This window comes from Bacillus sp. FJAT-29790 (assembly GCF_019039215.1).
Lineage (GTDB): Bacteria > Bacillota > Bacilli > Bacillales > Cytobacillaceae > Cytobacillus.
In genome coordinates this window covers 2,806,165-2,823,650 of sequence record NZ_JAHNZZ010000001.1, presented here as the reverse complement: position 1 = coordinate 2,823,650, position 17,486 = coordinate 2,806,165, and the positions used below count along the sequence as shown (strand labels likewise).

Annotated in this window: 17 protein-coding genes and 1 riboswitch; of the genes, 13 read left to right on the top strand and 4 right to left on the bottom strand. The window is 37.2% G+C overall.

Going from position 1 to position 17,486, the window contains the following annotated elements:
- Positions 1-11 precede the first annotated feature (11 nt).
- Genes BGM26_RS13295 through BGM26_RS13280 form a run of 4 tightly spaced genes read left to right on the top strand, consistent with a single transcriptional unit; the run spans position 12 to position 2,695 of the window.
- Positions 12-392: a GntR family transcriptional regulator gene (locus tag BGM26_RS13295; RefSeq protein ID WP_217040270.1), complete on the top strand. Its 381-nt coding sequence runs from the start codon at positions 12-14 to the stop codon at positions 390-392.
- The gene (locus BGM26_RS13290; RefSeq protein ID WP_217040269.1) at positions 389-1,291 is read left to right on the top strand and encodes an ABC transporter ATP-binding protein; all 903 of its coding nucleotides are present in this window, start codon (positions 389-391) and stop codon (positions 1,289-1,291) included. Before BGM26_RS13295 ends, BGM26_RS13290 begins: the two co-directional genes overlap by 4 nt.
- Complete coding sequence (locus BGM26_RS13285; RefSeq protein WP_217040268.1) at positions 1,272-2,012, top strand: hypothetical protein; 741 nt, start codon at positions 1,272-1,274, stop codon at positions 2,010-2,012. The genes BGM26_RS13290 and BGM26_RS13285 overlap by 20 nt, the downstream gene beginning before the upstream one ends.
- A complete protein-coding gene (locus BGM26_RS13280; RefSeq protein WP_217040267.1) occupies positions 2,009-2,695 on the top strand; it encodes a hypothetical protein in 687 nt (228 codons plus the stop codon). The genes BGM26_RS13285 and BGM26_RS13280 overlap by 4 nt, the downstream gene beginning before the upstream one ends.
- A 184-nt stretch (positions 2,696-2,879) precedes the next feature.
- Here BGM26_RS13280 and BGM26_RS13275 read toward each other — a convergent pair whose 3' ends face one another.
- Positions 2,880-3,794 (bottom strand): DsbA family protein, encoded by a 915-nt coding sequence (locus tag BGM26_RS13275; protein ID WP_217040776.1) that lies wholly within the window; start codon positions 3,792-3,794, stop codon positions 2,880-2,882.
- 7 nt (positions 3,795-3,801) lie between these two features.
- Positions 3,802-4,164: a winged helix-turn-helix transcriptional regulator gene (locus tag BGM26_RS13270; RefSeq protein ID WP_217040775.1), complete on the bottom strand. Its 363-nt coding sequence runs from the start codon at positions 4,162-4,164 to the stop codon at positions 3,802-3,804.
- Positions 4,165-4,673: 509 nt separating this feature from the next.
- Here BGM26_RS13270 and BGM26_RS21710 point away from each other — a divergent pair.
- A complete protein-coding gene (locus BGM26_RS21710) occupies positions 4,674-4,799 on the top strand; it encodes a hypothetical protein (RefSeq protein ID WP_302053231.1) in 126 nt (41 codons plus the stop codon).
- A 97-nt stretch (positions 4,800-4,896) separates the two neighbouring features.
- Positions 4,897-6,276: an APC family permease gene (locus BGM26_RS13265; protein WP_217040266.1), complete on the top strand. Its 1,380-nt coding sequence runs from the start codon at positions 4,897-4,899 to the stop codon at positions 6,274-6,276.
- Between the two features lie 100 nt (positions 6,277-6,376).
- Here BGM26_RS13265 and BGM26_RS13260 read toward each other — a convergent pair whose 3' ends face one another.
- Positions 6,377-7,015, bottom strand: a complete 639-nt coding sequence (locus BGM26_RS13260) for an AmiS/UreI family transporter (protein WP_217040265.1) — start codon at positions 7,013-7,015, stop codon at positions 6,377-6,379.
- A 73-nt stretch (positions 7,016-7,088) separates the two neighbouring features.
- Positions 7,089-7,799, bottom strand: a complete 711-nt coding sequence (locus BGM26_RS13255; protein WP_217040264.1) for a cysteine hydrolase family protein — start codon at positions 7,797-7,799, stop codon at positions 7,089-7,091.
- A gap of 417 nt (positions 7,800-8,216) precedes the next feature.
- Positions 8,217-8,318, bottom strand: a riboswitch (SAM riboswitch).
- 440 nt (positions 8,319-8,758) lie between these two features.
- Here BGM26_RS13255 and BGM26_RS13250 point away from each other — a divergent pair.
- The 7 genes from BGM26_RS13250 to BGM26_RS13220 all read left to right on the top strand — a co-directional run bounded on the left by BGM26_RS13250 (position 8,759) and on the right by BGM26_RS13220 (position 17,412).
- Complete coding sequence (locus BGM26_RS13250) at positions 8,759-9,934, top strand: carboxylate--amine ligase (RefSeq protein ID WP_217040263.1); 1,176 nt, start codon at positions 8,759-8,761, stop codon at positions 9,932-9,934.
- 49 nt (positions 9,935-9,983) lie between these two features.
- The gene (locus BGM26_RS13245; RefSeq protein ID WP_217040262.1) at positions 9,984-11,534 is read left to right on the top strand and encodes a Mur ligase family protein; all 1,551 of its coding nucleotides are present in this window, start codon (positions 9,984-9,986) and stop codon (positions 11,532-11,534) included.
- Positions 11,535-11,579: 45 nt separating this feature from the next.
- Entirely contained in the window at positions 11,580-13,427 is a 1,848-nt protein-coding gene (gene asnB / locus BGM26_RS13240) for an asparagine synthase (glutamine-hydrolyzing) (RefSeq protein WP_217040261.1), read from the top strand.
- A gap of 39 nt (positions 13,428-13,466) precedes the next feature.
- Entirely contained in the window at positions 13,467-14,285 is an 819-nt protein-coding gene (locus BGM26_RS13235; protein ID WP_217040260.1) for a C39 family peptidase, read from the top strand.
- A gap of 79 nt (positions 14,286-14,364) precedes the next feature.
- Entirely contained in the window at positions 14,365-15,078 is a 714-nt protein-coding gene (locus BGM26_RS13230; RefSeq protein WP_217040259.1) for an aspartate/glutamate racemase family protein, read from the top strand.
- 103 nt (positions 15,079-15,181) lie between these two features.
- A complete protein-coding gene (locus BGM26_RS13225) occupies positions 15,182-15,505 on the top strand; it encodes a hypothetical protein (protein ID WP_217040258.1) in 324 nt (107 codons plus the stop codon).
- A gap of 608 nt (positions 15,506-16,113) precedes the next feature.
- On the top strand, positions 16,114-17,412 hold the full coding sequence (locus tag BGM26_RS13220) for a murein hydrolase activator EnvC family protein (protein ID WP_217040257.1): 1,299 nt from the start codon (positions 16,114-16,116) through the stop codon (positions 17,410-17,412).
- The last annotated feature ends 74 nt before the right edge of the window (positions 17,413-17,486 follow it).

Below are 17,486 nucleotides of genomic sequence, written 5' to 3'. Positions count from 1 at the left end.
GAAGGAGGCGGGTGACAATTCTTACAGATGGAACGAAGCCTATTTATGTACAAATTGCAGAATGGATTGAGACAGAAATATTAAACGGGCAATTTGAAGCCGATCAAAAGGTATACTCACAATACCAATTAGCCGAAATGTATACGATCAATCCGGCGACAGCTGCAAAGGGGCTTAATCTGCTCGTTGACGAAAACATCTTATATAAAAAGCGGGGGCTTGGAATGTTTGTTTCTACTGGAGCAAAAGAAATGATCATAAATAAACGAAAAAGCCAAACATTAAAGCGATTAGTGCAGGAAATCGTTTTGGAAGCTAATCGCCTGCAAATAAGTGAAACAGAATTAATTGAAATGATCAAAACAGCACAATTTGAGGAGGGTGGACGATGAAGGTTATTGAATGCAAAGATTTGACGAAAGCATATATGAGGAGAAATGTTTTAAATAATCTTTCTTTTTCAATTGAAGAAAATAAAATTACGGGGTTAATTGGCAGAAATGGGGCAGGGAAAACAACCTTGCTTAAAATCATTGCTGGTTTTATCAAACAAACATCAGGAGACATCAACGTTTTTTCAGAGAAGCCTTTTAATAGCCTTAACGTTTCAGCCAACTCGATTTTTGTTGATGACCAAATGGGCTTTCCACCAGCCTTACAGCTTCGTGAGTTATTAGAAGTGGCAGGCAGCTTCTATCCCAATTGGGATGGGGAATTAGCTAAACGTTTGTTTGACTACTTTTCTTTCGATCCCCTGCACTATCACAATCGGCTTTCAAAAGGGAAAACAAGTACATTTAATATGATTATTGGCCTAGCAGCCCGTTGTCCATTAACGATTTTTGATGAGCCGACAACTGGGATGGATGCGGCTGTAAGAAAAGATTTCTATCGCGCATTGCTCAAGGATTATATTGCTCATCCTCGTACAATTATTATTTCTAGTCACCACTTAGATGAAATTGAGGATTTACTTGAGGATATTCTGCTAATTAAAGATGGAAAAAAGCATTTGCATATGCCGATGGAAGAGTTAAAGGAATGGGCAATTGGTATAAAAGGACCGTCTAAAGCTGTGCATGAATGGATAGATGAAAAAGAGACATTCTATGAGAATTACGTAGGCGCAGATACGATGTATGCTGTTGTAAAGAATGATTTTTCCGAGTCTTTACTCCAAGAAGCGAGTCATTTAGGTTTGGAAATATCCTCCGTTCGGCCTAGTAATCTATGTGTCTATTTAACAAACGAATTGAAAGGGGGAATTGACGATGTCTTTAATGAGAGCTAATTTAGGGGAAATAGTGAAGAAGCAATGTGCATATAAGCGTAAAGCGAATATCGATTCGTTTAGTTCACTCGTTATGATTCAAATGATTGCGATACTTTTTTCATTTGGTGGATCAGGGATGATGGGATCCAGTTCGGGAAATATGACGATCGATGTGAAATACTATTCCGCTGATATTGTCATTGCTTTTACGATGATCTGGTCGCTCGTTACCGCAATTACGATCACGACAAAGCCATATAGAAATCAAGATTTTACGTTTGTAACGAATCGCATGAGCAGCAGTTTAGCGAATATTTTCTTTTTATTAATAGCAAGTATCATTGGGGCCATTACTGCTTCGTTAGCAAGCTATTTGCTTCGGGCTTTAGGTTATCTTCTTTTTGATTATCAGTTTTATGGCCATCCTTTCTTGCTGAAAGAGCTCATTTTGGGCATTTTCATTACATTCCTTTATGTTTTTTGTATCAGTTCGATCGGCTACCTAATCGGAACACTCGTCCAAGTGAATAAAATATTTATCGGTGTGATCCCTGTTTTGGTTATTGGATCATCGATTCTCGATTCCTCCATGCAAAGGGAGCCATTTATAGCAAATGTTTTTCAATTCTTCTTTATGGAGTCGTCCATTGGATTATTTATTTTCAAGATTGTAATTACGGCAGCGATATTTTTTATCGCTTCGATTAGCATCTTGAATCGGATGGAGGTTAGACGATGAGTATCATAGTAACACTTCTGCCGCTTGCTCTAATTATTTCACTAATCATCTTCTTGACGGCTAAATCGAGAAGAAAGTTTGTCACAGTTAAAATCACGCATTGGCTGCTAATGATCTATGTTGGTGTGTTGCTTATCTCAATGGTTGCTGCTCCTTTCATGACAGAGGGTGTGCTGATTAGTCGTGAAAAAGTGCAGGAAAAAGATATTGATACAGTAAGTAATGATTTATACAATTCACTGAGTGAAGGGAAATTAGACGAGATTGATCGCAAGTATTTACTTAGTGAAAACAGCTTTGATTATCAAAACCCTACACTTAAGGTTTTTTCCCATTATGACTATGGATTACAAGTTTTTGTAGAAAGGAAGACGAGTGACGATGGGAAGATCGAAGCTTATTATTATACAGGTAATTTAATTATTAATGGGATGGACTTTAGCGATAAACTTGAACCTTCTCGATTTCAGATGAATGGCAATACCTTTACCATTTGGCCACCAGAAGAAACACATATTAAAATTTCAATGATAAAAAAAGAGTTTACCATTACACAATTTAATGGCGAACCAGGAATAGGTAATATGGTCAGCCATGCCCCATCAATTGCCTATTTACGTATACCAAAAAACCTTGAGTTAATTGACGAATCGGATATTTCTCTTCAATATGTTGGAGAGTAAATAAAAAACAATCATTATTTAAGTGCTTGCTCCTTGCTATGCTAATCTTCTTTAGCAAGAAGCAGGCATCATTATTATAGGAGTTATTTTATTAGTAAATATGCCATTTTTCAAACTCCTCCATTGTTAGTATTTCAAACAATAAATTCTCATAAACCGGTTATTTAATTCAGGGTGGCTAGAACTAAATGTTTTTCCTTTTTTCAACATATTTTTCACCGAGGATTTCCTGCATTTGATACTTATCGGATGAGAGTTCTTGTTGAATGAATGATTGAACATCATTTTGTTCAAGATCATACATAACTTCAATTTCTTTTGAAAACAATCGAACTTCTTTTTCAAGTAGCTTTGAAAATGCAGGTTTAAGCTTTGGTTGAAGTTCTTCTTTTGTAGAGAGAACTTGCTTCAGTCCATTCACATAATCTTGTAGAGTCCGCGCACCGACAATTTTGACTCCTTTATTTTCCGCATTAACCATAATGATTGTTGGAAACCCTCGTACACCAAGACTTCTGGCAAGCGCAAAGTCTTGATCTAATAGCTGCTGGCCATTCGGAAGACTTGCTTCTTTTACAATTTCTTTCCCATCAAGTCCAAGTTGATTGACAATATCAACCAATACTATTTCTTCTCCAATGTTCTGATTAAAAGCAAACACAGCTTCTCTAGCCCGACGTAAATAGACGTTAGCAAGGTGTTCATCCTTTTGTTGAATAACTTTATAGACACGAGAAGGCGGGTAGGATGATTGGATTGGGTTTTCAAGCCATACTGATCCGTCAATTGGCATACGGGAATACTCGCCAACCTCCCTCCAATGTCCAGCTACATCTGAAGGTTTGCCAATTCCGTTGCTAACGTCTGCAAAGCCTTCCCAGCCTTTCAGCAAGCCGCCCATTACAGTATGAATAGTAAAGTAATGACCATACTGCTCTTCAAAGCGCATGAGAACTGGCTCAAGTGCCCAACAATGAGAACAGATTGGGTCAGTGACATAATAAAGGTTGATCACTTCTTGTGGCTGATTCAGATCAATTGTTTCGATTGTATCTTCCCCAGCATCTCCGCACACGCCAGTTTCTAAATCACAAATCATGTTATTTTTATTCGTCAATTTTATCTCCTCTTTCCTTTATTTGATTGGTTGATGAATCATATTCCATATACTGTAATGCCCAGTTCTGTATAGGCTGAAGGGCAGAAGCAAGGGACCGCCCTTTATCTGTTAATTCATAAGAAATCGTAACCGGTGTTCCGTGGGCCACCTTTTTTTCAACTAAACCATGTTCAATCAGTTCAGATAGCTTCATGGAAAGAGCCTTTGGGGTAATGTGTGGAAGATCCCTTTTCATTTCGGTAAAATGGGACGTCCCATCCTTGCAAAGAGATAAATAATGAATGATGAGCCCGTTCCATTTTCGCCCGAGGATCTGGAATGAAAACTCTAAAAATGGACAAACCTTAATTACAAGCACCTCCTTTAATTGATATACTAAGTATACCAGATATAAAAATTATATCAATTATTTGTGATTATCCAATTTATCGCAGATTAACGGGCAGTAAGACCCTTAACGAAAAGACTTCGAGAAATCGTGAAAGGATAAGTGGGGGACAAACTGCCCGTAAAAGCCTGATTGGTTCATCTAACCATCAGTGAGGGATGAAGAAAACCCCCACTGGTGGAAGACTCACCTTATATTGTTCCTTAATTGAAAATAAAGCAAAATTATGCATTATTTCATTATCTATGCATGATTGCATATAAGATGTCCGTTTGTGAGATGAAATAACTGATTATTCTAACAAAATTATCTGTATATTTAGTTGGCATGAATATTGCAAAGTAATTAACAAATAGAAGAGGAGGCTTTTAATGATGCAGAAAAACAAAAACAGTATATATTTTATTTGAATTTTACAATTTTTGAAAGCGCTTAAATGGGGAGCTTGATGTGTGAGAAGGTTGCATCAGTTGAATAAACATAAAAATAAAGTAAAAGTTCATATTCAAGTTCAAGGAAATCAACTTGGTTACAGCTTTTATTCACTAGGTGTAGTGCTCGTCTTTGGAGTAAAGGCTATCAAAAACTATAACTGAAAATGGAATGATGTTTACTGATTCATAATTATAATATTATCCAATTTTTGATAAAAAATATGAACGATTAAAAAAGTATTTTTCATAGGAGGTTTATATGACTAAAAAGACTACACTTAAACGTTCGCTAGGACTTTGGGCAATTGTTGCTCTAGGATTAGGTTATATGACTCCAACAGTAGTGTTTGATACGTTTGGTATTGTAGCAAAACAAACAAATGGAGTTGTTCCACTTGCATATGTAACCGCATTAGTAGTGATGCTGTTCACTGCGATCAGCTATGGGAAAATGGTGCAAGTTTTTCCAAGTGCAGGTTCCGCTTATACATATACAAAGGAGACGATGGGGCCCCATGTTGGATTTTTAGTAGGCTGGGCATCTTTGCTTGACTATTTGCTCCTGCCTTTAGTCAATGCCTTGATTATTCGACTTTATTTGGAATCCATTTTTCCAGAAGTGCCTCCTTGGATTTGGGTGGTTTCTTACGTATTTATCGTGACTGCAATTAATGTATGGAGTATGAGTTCCACATCAGGATTAAATTCGATTCTTGTCATTTTCACATTGCTTTTAATCATCATTTTTATTGTACTTGCCTCTGTGCAATTGTATCAAGGAATGGGAACAGGTACGCTTTTTACAATTAATCCGCTTTATCACTCCAATGTACAGATGGTTGCTGTTCTGACAGGAGCAACGGTCGTATGTTTTTCATTTATTGGATTCGATGCTATAACAATGTACACGGAGGAGGCTAAAGATACAAAAACAGTACCAAGAGCAATTTTTATGACGGTTCTCATTGGTGGAGGTATTTTCTTTGTGACTTCTTACTATGCCCAAGCCTTATTTCCTGATCTTTCGGTATTTAATCTTTTAGATGATACGTTGCCGGAAATTGGTTTATATGTTGGTGGGAAAATATTTTCGCTTATTTTTTTGGCAGGTGCATTTGCTGCTACTATGGCATCTGGATTGGCATCACACGCAAGTGTATCGCGATTACTGTATGTAATGGGACGAAACGGTGTGTTACCTCAAAAGTTATTCGGTTATGTTCATCCTAAATATCGAACGCCTGCTTTTAATGTAATATTAGTTGGTGTTGTTTCATTGTTAGCAATAGGACCTAGTTTGGAATTAATTGCTGCAGTTATTAATTTTGGTGCATTGATTGCATTTACATTTGTAAACTTAACTGTGATTGCCTATTTTGTAATCGGTAACAAAAGGTATAAAACGGCAAATGATATTTTTACTTATCTTGTTTTGCCTCTTTTAGGGGCAGGTAGCACGGGAATCCTGTGGTATTACTTGCATGCTGATGCGTTTATAGGTGGGCTCGTGTGGGTTGCTATTGGGTTTATTTATATGCTTTTCTTAACAAGATTCTTCCGAAGAAAATTAACTGATCTTGGTTTTGATGAGGCAGATACCACTTTTGTAGATCAAGATACTGTTGGAATAAATGGGTAATATCTTGGTGCCTGGTGTCAACATCCAAACTTGGAACTTGGAAAGGCCAAATGCTCGTAGCGCATTTGGCCTTTTCACTTTTGTGGATAAGTTTTCGAATTTATGTTGGCAGCTTGCCCGCTACAGTTGAAAATTCGCTCTTTTGATGCTGAAGGTGCTCTTTAGTACGATAATAGAGTGTAAATACGATGATGACGAAAAGCAAGGCAACCGCCCACATGACTTCAGCTCCGATTGAATCCCACAAACCAATTAACATTAGAAAACCGGGAATGGTCGCGGTGATGATTGATTGGATCAAAGTGACCCAACCGGTGAATATTGAAATTTCCTTTTTTAATGCAAGTAGGATAAAGAAAAGTGTCCAAAGAAATGCCCACATAAACCAAATAATCCCGAATTTTGCGTCATGGAAATGGACGAAGCTCAACGTTCCGTAACCTGCAGCCATGATTGCTACCCATAAAGAAAACCATCCGACTCCGGCTCCATCTAAATCCTTTATATTAGTAATGCCAACATATAAATAGGTCAAGCTAAATAAAAAGACACCTGATGCATTAAAAATAACCCAAGAATCTGAACCTGCTGTAAAAATCACATAAAATGGAGTAATCATTTGGATAGCCCCAAGAAATAGATTAAATACTCCTGCACTTTTGCTGTGCACTTTGCCGAGTAACATCAAGGCATTAATGAAAAGAACAGCCCCGCAATACATTAAACCAACACTTTGCATATCATTCTTCCTCTCGTAGATTGTTGTTGAAACCTATTTTCCATCTGTCTGAAGAAAAAGGTTTATCATTATCCTAAATGGGCTGCTCAAGGAGCTTTTTGAAAGTATCAGCTGAAATGACAGGTGCAAAGTAGTTATTTATCCGCTCCATTGCAGCAGCTTCCTGCTCGGGCTTTTGGCAGCCGGTAGCATCACCGATTACGATTGGGAGATAACCGTGATCACGGGCAGAGCGGACATTTCCTTCTATGCACCAATCGAGGTGGATTCCCGTAAATACAATGACCTCCACTTTTTTTCTAGCCAACTCAAGTGGCAGTTGAGTACCGACAAAAGCTGTTTGCAGCGCGAGTTCATTAAATTGTAAATCTTCGGGTAGGACTAAAGCCTGCAACTCATCTACGAGTTCATTGTCCTTCGCTTTCTTCTCATCAGAAAAGTTCAGACCTTCAATCCAAGTACTATATTGTGCCTGATCAAAAATTGATTGAGGATAATCCTCTCGAAAGACAGAATAGCCAATCCAACTAAACGAAACGAAATTGTTAGCTTTTCGTGCAGCCTCAACAACCTTAATTGTCGCTGGAAGATTGCCTCTCTCTCTATGATTCTCGTGACCCTGCGCCCCCCAAGACTCATAGAGTGACTTATTCTGACTGACAGAAACAAAGGCCGCTTTTCGTTTGAGAATCTCGGCTAAATTAAGTTTCTTCCATTGTGGTGCAAGTTCAGGGATTGCGTGAATCCCTCCAATTTTATTTTGATTCAATTTAGTTACTGTCATTGTATACTCCTCCATTTGAAATATTTTTTTAATAGGGATGATCAATTGCCTACACATTTAGATTGCCTTCGTCACCTTCATTTTTTGTCTTATTCAATCTCTTCCTTTTTCTTGAGTTGAGAAATGTCTTATTTCAATAAATGTGTCGAAATACTTTTCCTCATTCGTGACTCAAATGAGTAAGACAATCTCTTGTTAATTATCAATCTCCTTTCCTTGCGTTTTTTTATCAAAAAAGGCATATTTCTATTCGATTACATTTATCGAATGGAAATATGCCTTTAGTTGACTAACGGGCATTTATGAAATAATTTCGGGGTAATTTATTAGTCCAATAGGGATACTTGGTTATTGGATAAAAAAATAAAAACCCCTTCTTTGAATAAGAAGAGGTTAAAGGATTCGATCTCTTTTCTCTTCTTATCTTTTCAAGCTTTCGCTTGCTGGAATTGGCACAGTACAATAAAGTCTGCTGCCGAGGCTTCGATGGGCCAGTCCCTCCACCTCTCTTGATAAGAAAACAAATTATAATATTAAAAAGAATAATACATTAGTAAAACTCCAATGTCAACCAATTAATTTAAAATATTTAAAATACTCAAGCATCCATCCGCCTCAATGCATTATCCATAAAATGGTAAATTAGACTTAAACCTAAATCTGCCTATACAATTCAATATAATATCTGCTTATTAAGATTGCTAAATTAGTTAGTTTGTATTAAATTCAAATTTCTAAAATTAAAAACCAAAATTCAAGGTAATATTATGATATTTACCTGAGGTCAATCACTTGTCTTTTTCATAATAGAGGTAAATATCGTTTATCTTATTCATAACCCAAAAACTACCTATGATATTTGGCCGAATTTATTCAATAAACCTTGCGTGGTCACTCAATTCTATGTAATTATCTATATATTGATGAATGCCGCACGAGGTTTTCAAGGAGATGAAAGTATGAATAATAAGGCTGTAATATTAGGATGCAATTACTATATTGGCTTGAGCACCATTCGATGCTTAGGTGTGAACGGAATACATACGGTTGCTGTAGATTATTCCGATATAAATAGATATGGCGCGGAATCGAAGTATTGTTCTGAGAGATTAATAGCCCCCCACTATAAAGAAGATCCGAAAGGGTTTATTCGGTTTTTAAAAGAGTATGCGAGTAAACAAAGTGCCCCTCCTGTGCTTATTCCGTGTCACGATTCATATGTAGAGATAATCGATGAGCATTTGGAAGAACTGAAAGAGAGCTACCTTCTTCCGCCGATTGAGCAAGGCTTATATAGGAAGGTAATGAATAAAGAAACCCTGCATCAATTGGCAGTTGAAAAGGGAATGGCTGTCCCGGAAACGGTTAGAATAAATGAAGAAGACTTTTTCGAAAAAGTAGACACGATCATTAAATACCCTTGCATCGTGAAGCCTGTGGACTCACCTTCCTTTGTAGCAACATTTAGAAGGAAGCTTTTTAAGGTTCATAATAAAGAAGAATTAGTGGAAGCTTTAGATAAAGCAAAGAATGCAGGCTTAGAAGTGATCGTACAACGAATTATTCCCGGTTTTGATGATCATATGTATACATTTGATGCCTATTTAAACCATGATTCAAAAGTAACTCATTGGGTTACGTGTCAAAAGCATCGCCAGTATCCAATTAATTTTGGCGCATCTGTTTATACAGAGCAAAAATATGTTCCAGAGTTATACGAATTAGGATCCAAATTTTTAGAAGGAATCGGATACAAGGGGTTTGCGGAAATAGAATTTAAGAAAGATGCTGAAACCGGCAAGTATTATGTGATCGAAATCAATGCGAGGATCACGAATTTTAACAATCTATTATATAAAGTAGGCGTTAATTTCCCTTATATTACATATCGGGAGTTGACAGGCGCGCCGTTAGAGCCAAAAGCGGTAAAAGAGGATAAAAAGATTGTATTTTGGTACGCTTATGAGGATATGCTAGCCATCCGAGACTATATTAAAACGGGGCAGCTATCAAGGAAAGAAGTCATTCGCTCATTGTTCAAACGAAAGGCTTACTCCATTTGGGATTGGCAAGATCCTAAGCCTGCTTTTGCCTTTTTGAAAAATATCGCTAGTAAATATTTTAAGAAAAGATAACGATCTGGATCATTGCGCCCATTTTGGGAAATAGAAAAGAGGTAGAAAAATGAAGTTAGAAAAACTCCTTCATTCGATAGAAGTACAAAGCGTTTTAAATGATAAGGATATCAATGTTTATGGCCTTTCCTATCATTCACAAAAGGTTTCTGATGGCCACCTTTTTGTCTGTATTAAAGGATATAAAACGGATGGTCATAAATATCTCTCGCAAGCAGTGGCGAATGGGGCAGTCGCTGCTGTTGTTGAGGAGTTCCAAGATGAGATCGATATCCCTCAATATCTAGTGAAGGATAGCAGGATTGCTTTAGCCCAATTAGCTGCTTACTATTATGAGCATCCATCTGAAAAAATGAAGATGATCGGGATTACTGCCACAAATGGAAAAACAACGACTTCTTATATGACAAATGCAATCTTCGAAAATGAAGGTTACAAAACTGGATTGATTGGGACTGTATCAATAAAGATTGACGATTCTGTGATCCCATCGGAGCTTACAACACCAGAATCTTTAGATTTACAATCTTATTTAAAACAAATGGTCGACCGGAATGTTTCCCATGTTAGTATGGAAGTATCCTCATCTGCTCTAGAGCTTCACCGTGTAGAGAAGGTAGATTATGATATTGTGACTTTAAATAATGTAAGTCGTGAACATATTGATTCTCACGGTTCTTTTGAAAAATATTTTGAAGTTAAATCGAGCTTAATCAGAAATGCGAGCGAAAATAGCTTCGCTGTCCTTAACTTAGACTGTCCTTATTCCACATCGCTTATAAATGAAACAAAAGCTCAAGTCATCACATTTGGCGTCGAGAGTAAGGAAGGGCATATTTGTTGTAAAGATTTAGATCTAACAACTGGAAGAGCCAAATTCACATTCGAAATTTTAAAGTCTATTAAAGTAGATGATTCTGAATATATCCCTGGTGAGTTTGATATTGAGCTTTCTGTCCCAGGATTGCACTCGGTTTATAACGCAATGGTTGCAATAACTGTTGCATTACTATCAGGTGTCTCAATTTCTACCATTCAAAAAACGCTGAAAAATTTCGGTGGGGTAGAAAGACGTTTTGAGTTTATTTTTGAAGATGATATAAAAATTATTGATGATCATTTCGCTAATACTGGAAATATTAACGTAACGCTGCAAACATTGAAGTATATGGAATACAAGAAGCTTCATCTCGTTTATGCAATTAGAGGTGAAAGAGGGCCCACAGTTAATCGAGAAAATGCGGAGGCCATTGTCAGCTGGGCTTCAAAGCTTGGTTTTAATGAGATGATTGCAACCAAGAGTGTATCTCATGTCACTGCTAAGGATAAAGTGACAGATGAGGAACTTCAGGTATTCGAAGAGGTTATGGCTGAAGCCGGTATTAAAGTTGATTTATATGACGAGCTGCCAGATGCCATCGCTCGAGCACTTGCTAAAGCAGAGGCTGGGGACTTAATTCTGTTAGCAGGCTGCCAGGGAATGGATCATGGAGCGGAAATTGCTTTGTATCAGCTTCATGAGTTAAAGGATCATTATCCAAAAGAAAAGCTATTCCTGCCTCTTCGCAATCGGGTTTCAAGTCAAAAAGAAATGGTTTGAAATCATATCTTGCAATAACAATCTTAATATAAAGGTGAGAAGAAAATGTGCGGTTTTGTTGGTTTTGCTCATGCTAATCCAGAAATAGATAAAATAAAAACAATCAACGATATGATGACAACCATTATTCATAGAGGACCAGATAGTGGGGAATCCTTTACGGATGAGAATGTAGCACTAGGATTTAGAAGGCTTAGTATCATTGACTTGTCAGATGAAGCAAGTCAGCCCATGTATAATGAGGATAAAAGCTGTGTATTAGTATTCAATGGAGAAATTTACAACTATCAAGAATTAAGAAAAGACTTATTAGAAAAAGGCCATATTTTCAAAACAGATTCTGATAGTGAAGTAGTGATCCATGGGTATGAGGAGTATGGCGTTGATTTATTGCAGAAACTAAGGGGTATGTTTGCGATCGCGATATGGGATACAAAAAAAGAAACAATGTTTCTTGCAAGGGATTTCTTTGGCATCAAGCCGCTTTACTATACGCAAAATACAACAGATAATTCCTTGATCTTTGGATCAGAAATCAAATCCTTCTTAAAGCAGCCAGCTTTTAAAAAAGAATTGAATAAGGATGCATTAATGCCTTATCTTACCTTCCAATATTCTGTACTTGATGAAACCTTCTTTAAAGGTGTGTTCAAGCTTAAACCAGGTCATTATATGATCTATAAAAAAGGGAAAATGGAGATCAAACAGTATTGGAATATAGATTTTGATGAGAAAGAAAATAGTTTATCTTATTATGTTGACCAAATTAATGAAACAATGCGGGAATCGGTTAACTATCATAAAATCAGTGATGTAAAGGTGGGTTCATTCTTATCAGGTGGAGTGGATTCAAGCTATACTACCGCTTTGTTAAAGCCAAATAAAACCTTTTCAATTGGATTCAAAGATTATGAAGGGATCTTTAATGAAACGAATTTGGCGGAAGAGTTATCAGATATCCTCAAAATCGAAAATTATAAAAAGCTCATGAACGCCGATGAATGCTTTGAAACTTTACCAACGATCCAATATCATATGGATGAACCACAGTCTAATCTTTCATCCGTACCATTATACTTTTTATCAAAATTAGCAAGTGAACATGTAACGGTTGTGCTTTCCGGAGAAGGTGCAGATGAGATTTTTGGCGGGTACACTTGGTATCAAAAATCAGCAAAATTAGAACAATACGAAAAAGTGCCATACTTTATTCGACGTTCGCTCTCAAAATTGAGCAGTGTGCTTCCGCAAAATAAAATCACGACCTTCTTAGTAAAAGGCGGCCAGAAGGTAGAAGAAAAATTCATCGGACAAGCAAAGGTTTTTGAAGAGGAAGATGCGTTAAAGGTATTACGGGATGGATATAAAAATGGTCCATCTGTTCAAAGCATAACGAAAGAGGTTTATGATCAAGTAAAGGGCAAAGATGATTTATCGAAAATGCAATATCTTGATCTTAAATTATGGCTTCCAGGGGATATCCTTTTAAAAGCTGATAAAATGAGCATGGCTCATTCCATTGAGTTAAGAGTTCCGTTTTTAGATAAAGAAGTGATGTCAATGGCTTCAAACATACCTAGTTCCCTTCGTGTCAATCGCAAAGACACAAAGTATGCTTTGCGAGCTGCTTCAAGTGAAGTTCTCCCTGATGAATGGGCAAACAGACCAAAGGTTGGATTCCCTGTACCTATCAGATATTGGCTACAGGAAGAAAAATACTATAATATAGTAAAAGAAATGTTCCAGTCCGAGATCGCGAAAGAATTCTTCAACACGGATGAGCTGATGAGATTTCTTGATGAACATTATACGAACAAACATAATTATGCCCGGTATATTTGGACCGTTTATGTTTTCCTTGTTTGGTATAAAAAGTTTTTTAAAGAAATGTAGGACAAGGTTCTTTATTACTTTCATAGGGGATAGAGATAAGTGAAGAAAATAGTAAACATAACTATTTTTATTGCCCTTGTATTTGTCGTTTACTTTATGTTTAACAATGTAAGTCATCTAATCAGGGTTAATGGCGGATCTGATGATACAGAAATGGATTTCACAAAAAGTGAGTTAATTACAAAAATTAATAAACCTGAATTTGTGCAGAAATATGAATGGGTAGACGGTCAAATTCAAATAACTGAAGTATTTATTCCGGTAAAAACCGTCATGCAGTTGCCGGAGCTTCCCCACGGTTGTGAAATTACTTCATTAACTTCTGTCCTGAATACGTATGGCTATGAGGTTTCAAAAACGCAAATGGCTGATGTCTATTTACCAAAACAGCCATTTATTCATAAGAATCACAAGCGATACGGGGCTAATCCTTATAAAGCGTATGCAGGGAATCCGAGAAGTGAAACGGGGGGCTTTTTTAGCTATGCCCCACCAATTTTAGAAGCAGCAAACCGGTATTTTGCTGCGGTTGGAGAAAGTGCTCAGACAATTGATATGAGTGGGAGTACAAGAGCAGAAATATTGGGGCAGCTCGATCAGGGAATTCCAGTCGTTATCTGGGTAACCCTTGACCTTGAAAAGCCAATGCTGACCTATTCATGGTATTTTCAAGAGACAGGAGAAAAATTTGCTGCACCAGTTAATTTACATGCCGTAGTTTTAAATGGCTATGATGAGAACAATGTACATGTGATGAATCCGCTGAAAGGGCAAATGACCTATAAGAAAGATGCGTTTTTTGAAAGCTATCATGCATTAGGAAGCCACGCGATGGTCGTAATTAAAGACAAATTGTAAAGGTTTTTTTCGTAAACATTGTTGGTTTATTATGCGAAAAGAGCCATTGTTAAAAAACATGAATCGAGAAGGTTGAAAAATGGGAAATAAAAGCTTAGGAGTAATAGGCGGGATGGGACCACTGGCAACATCTGTTTTTTTTGAGCGGGTTATTGATAGAACTGTCGCTAGTGTCGACCAGGAACACATTGATATGGTCATCCTTAATCACGCTACATTACCAGATCGAACAAGTGTTATTTTGAACAATCAAGAAGATACTTTTTTAGAAGCTGTTAAAAAAGATCTAAAGCTTCTTGAAGTAGCGGATGTTGCTAACATTGCGATCCCATGTAATACTTCGCACTTTTTCTATGAAAAGATGCAAGAAATGACAGAAATTAATATCATTAACATGGTGGATGAAACGTGTAAAAAAATCCATCAGAAATACGGGGATCACAGCAAGGTTGCAATCCTTGCTACGAATGGAACAGTAAGCAGCGGGATTTATAAAAGAGGATGTAAAAACTATAATATGCAATTACATACTCCGAGCGAGGTCTCTCAAGAACAAGTCATGAATACAATATATAAGATAAAAAGTGATTTGGATGTAGATGCAAATGTAATAGAACAAATCATTAAAGATCTCATATCCAAAGAGAAATGTTGTTGTGTAATTCTCGCATGCACTGAATTATCCTGTATGAAGTTAAGTGATGAAGTGACGAAATTCTGCATTGACGCAATGGACGTTCTCGTTGAGAAATCAATCGAATATTCCGGTGGGCAGGTAAAAGCAATCAAGTAAGGCTGTTTTCTTAAAGTTTGTAGGCTAAAAACAACAATATATGCAAAAACAGCCTTAAGTAAATCTGCTAAGGCGAATTTGATATTTAGGGGGAGGGGTAAGTTTGAAACTGAATGAAGAGGAAAAGTTTAAAGAATTTTTGGCAGAGTCTTTTGGTGATGGAGTAACCATTAGAGAATTACGGTTATCTAATGATGAAACGGAATATATTAAGAGAATATATCCAAAAGCCAAATTGAACAAAAGTCTGACGAGGGAAACTTTAGACGGAAAGGTTTGGTATAAAGTTACCCTTCTCCCCCCAACCAAGAATAATCAAGAATCGACGAAATCCGATGAGATTGCTGCGATCCAAAAAGAAAATCAGCAGTTAAAGCAGGAACTTGAAGGATTGAAGAAGTCTATGGTATTTTTTAGTGAAAACTAACCACTACATTTATTACACCGCCAAGCTACTAGGCGGTGTTTTTAATTTTTGGCTCTTTTCTAAAGGCTGTTTTCGTAAAGTTTGTTGCTTTAATAATGTGATTTTTATTTAATAATCTGAGTTGATTGGAGCGGAGGGCACTTGACTCCAGCGGGAGATAGAGGGAACGGGAGACCCCACAGGCGGTAACGCCGAGGAGGCTCCCGTCCCTCCCCGCGGAAAGCAAGTGCCCGCAGCGGAAATCAACGGACAAACTTTGAAAGCTAAAACAACAAAATATGCGAAAACAGCTTAATTTATTGAAATATATTTGTAATAATTTTCGGGATCAATTTTCCAAATGACAATGATATAATATAGACTGTGCAAATTAATAACAAAATATGAGCAATTATGCGGAAATTTTCCAAAAAAGGATATATACATATTTCAACATTCAACAAACAGTATCAATATTCACGATAACTTAACAGAAATCGACTGCTCATGTCCTATTTTTGCTAGATCATAATAATAGATTAGTAGAAACAGCTAAAATTTGGAATTGCATTATTCAATTCAGAAATTGACGACTCGGGAATAGAGAATTGAAGGGAGACTGAAGCAATTTGAAACGAAAACTTCTCATTTTGGGAATCGGGTTAATGATGGGGCTCGGCAGTTTATTTTCCCCTGCGATTAACACCGCTTATGCAGTACAAGTTAATAAGCAATTAGAAAATCAAAAAGCAAATGTTCAAAGTAAACGATCCAATGTGCAATCGGAGATTAATCAGAAAAAAAATAAAGTAACTGAAATAAATGCCGAACAGGCAGCTGTTGGAAATGAAATCAAAAAACTAGATTTTGCTGTTGCGGACACAAGCAGCCAAATACGCGAAAAAGAAGCCCAAATCGAAGAGGCAAAGCAAGAAATTGAAAGGCTCCAAAAGGAGATTGAAGTTTTAAAGGAACAGATTAAAAAACGGGACGAGCTTCTTAAAGAACGCGTTCGTTCTATTCAGGAAAACGGCGGCGTAATTAGTTATGTAGACGTATTATTAGGGTCACAAAGCTTTGGTGACTTTATTAATCGTGTAAGTGCTGTTACCTCATTCATGCAGGCTGACAAAGATTTAATAAAAATGCATCAAGAGGATAAGGCATTACTTGATAGCACAGAGGCTGAAGTGAAAGAACAGTTAAACCAACTAAGTAAAAAATTGGCCGATCTTGAGGGTATGAAGAAAAAGCTTGATGGTCAAATTGCAGAAAAAAATAAACTGTTGACTCAATTAAAACATAAAGAAGAAGAAATGCATGAAGAGCTTCATGAACTTGAAGATGAGGAAGCAATCCTAGCCGCTCAGGAAAAAGCGATTAAACGTGAAATAGAAGCGTGGAATAAAAGGCAGCGGGAACTAGAGGAAGAAAGAAAACGTCAGGCTGCAGTAGCCGCTAAAGCTAAAGCCAACGGTTCATCTAGCTCTTCTTCGGTTGCTCCTGCTCCAGTTGTTACAAATGGTGTGTTTATGAACCCTACAACTGGAAGACTTACATCCCATTACGGCCAGCGTTGGGGAACGCTGCATTCAGGAATTGATATCGGTAAAGGAGGGCGTAGTGGAGCAGTACCCGTTGTTGCTTCAGCATCCGGGACGGTAATCCGCGCCAATTATGACCGCAGCTATGGGAATGTAGTCATGATTACTCACTACATAGACGGACAAGTGATGACGACGGTATACGGCCACCTCGAGAACCTTTTCGTTTCAAATGGTCAGCGTGTTGAGAAAGGCCAATTGGTAGGTTATATGGGGAACACAGGGAATTCAACAGGTCCCCATCTCCATTTTGAAATTCATATCGGCCCTTGGAACGGAGCTAGATCAAATTCGGTTAACCCACTTAAATATGTTTCATATTAATATAAACTGTTTAAAGATTGAAAGTAGGCAAGCAAAGCTTGTGTACTTTCAATCTTTTTTTTTGCTGTTTTCGA

What these genes read in the sequence shown, in the direction of transcription:
- BGM26_RS13275 (WP_217040776.1), bottom strand. Translation starts at nt 3,794, where the DNA reads ATGATTTGTGATTTAGAAACTGGCGTGTGCGGAGATGCTGGGGAAGAT.
- BGM26_RS13230 (WP_217040259.1), top strand. Translation starts at nt 14,365, where the DNA reads ATGGGAAATAAAAGCTTAGGAGTAATAGGCGGGATGGGACCACTGGCA.
- BGM26_RS13250 (WP_217040263.1), top strand. Translation starts at nt 8,759, where the DNA reads ATGAATAATAAGGCTGTAATATTAGGATGCAATTACTATATTGGCTTG.
- BGM26_RS13245 (WP_217040262.1), top strand. Translation starts at nt 9,984, where the DNA reads ATGAAGTTAGAAAAACTCCTTCATTCGATAGAAGTACAAAGCGTTTTA.
- BGM26_RS13265 (WP_217040266.1), top strand. Translation starts at nt 4,897, where the DNA reads ATGACTAAAAAGACTACACTTAAACGTTCGCTAGGACTTTGGGCAATT.
- asnB (WP_217040261.1), top strand. Translation starts at nt 11,580, where the DNA reads ATGTGCGGTTTTGTTGGTTTTGCTCATGCTAATCCAGAAATAGATAAA.
- BGM26_RS13290 (WP_217040269.1), top strand. Translation starts at nt 389, where the DNA reads ATGAAGGTTATTGAATGCAAAGATTTGACGAAAGCATATATGAGGAGA.
- BGM26_RS13260 (WP_217040265.1), bottom strand. Translation starts at nt 7,015, where the DNA reads ATGCAAAGTGTTGGTTTAATGTATTGCGGGGCTGTTCTTTTCATTAAT.
- BGM26_RS13255 (WP_217040264.1), bottom strand. Translation starts at nt 7,799, where the DNA reads ATGACAGTAACTAAATTGAATCAAAATAAAATTGGAGGGATTCACGCA.
- BGM26_RS13285 (WP_217040268.1), top strand. Translation starts at nt 1,272, where the DNA reads ATGTCTTTAATGAGAGCTAATTTAGGGGAAATAGTGAAGAAGCAATGT.
- BGM26_RS13280 (WP_217040267.1), top strand. Translation starts at nt 2,009, where the DNA reads ATGAGTATCATAGTAACACTTCTGCCGCTTGCTCTAATTATTTCACTA.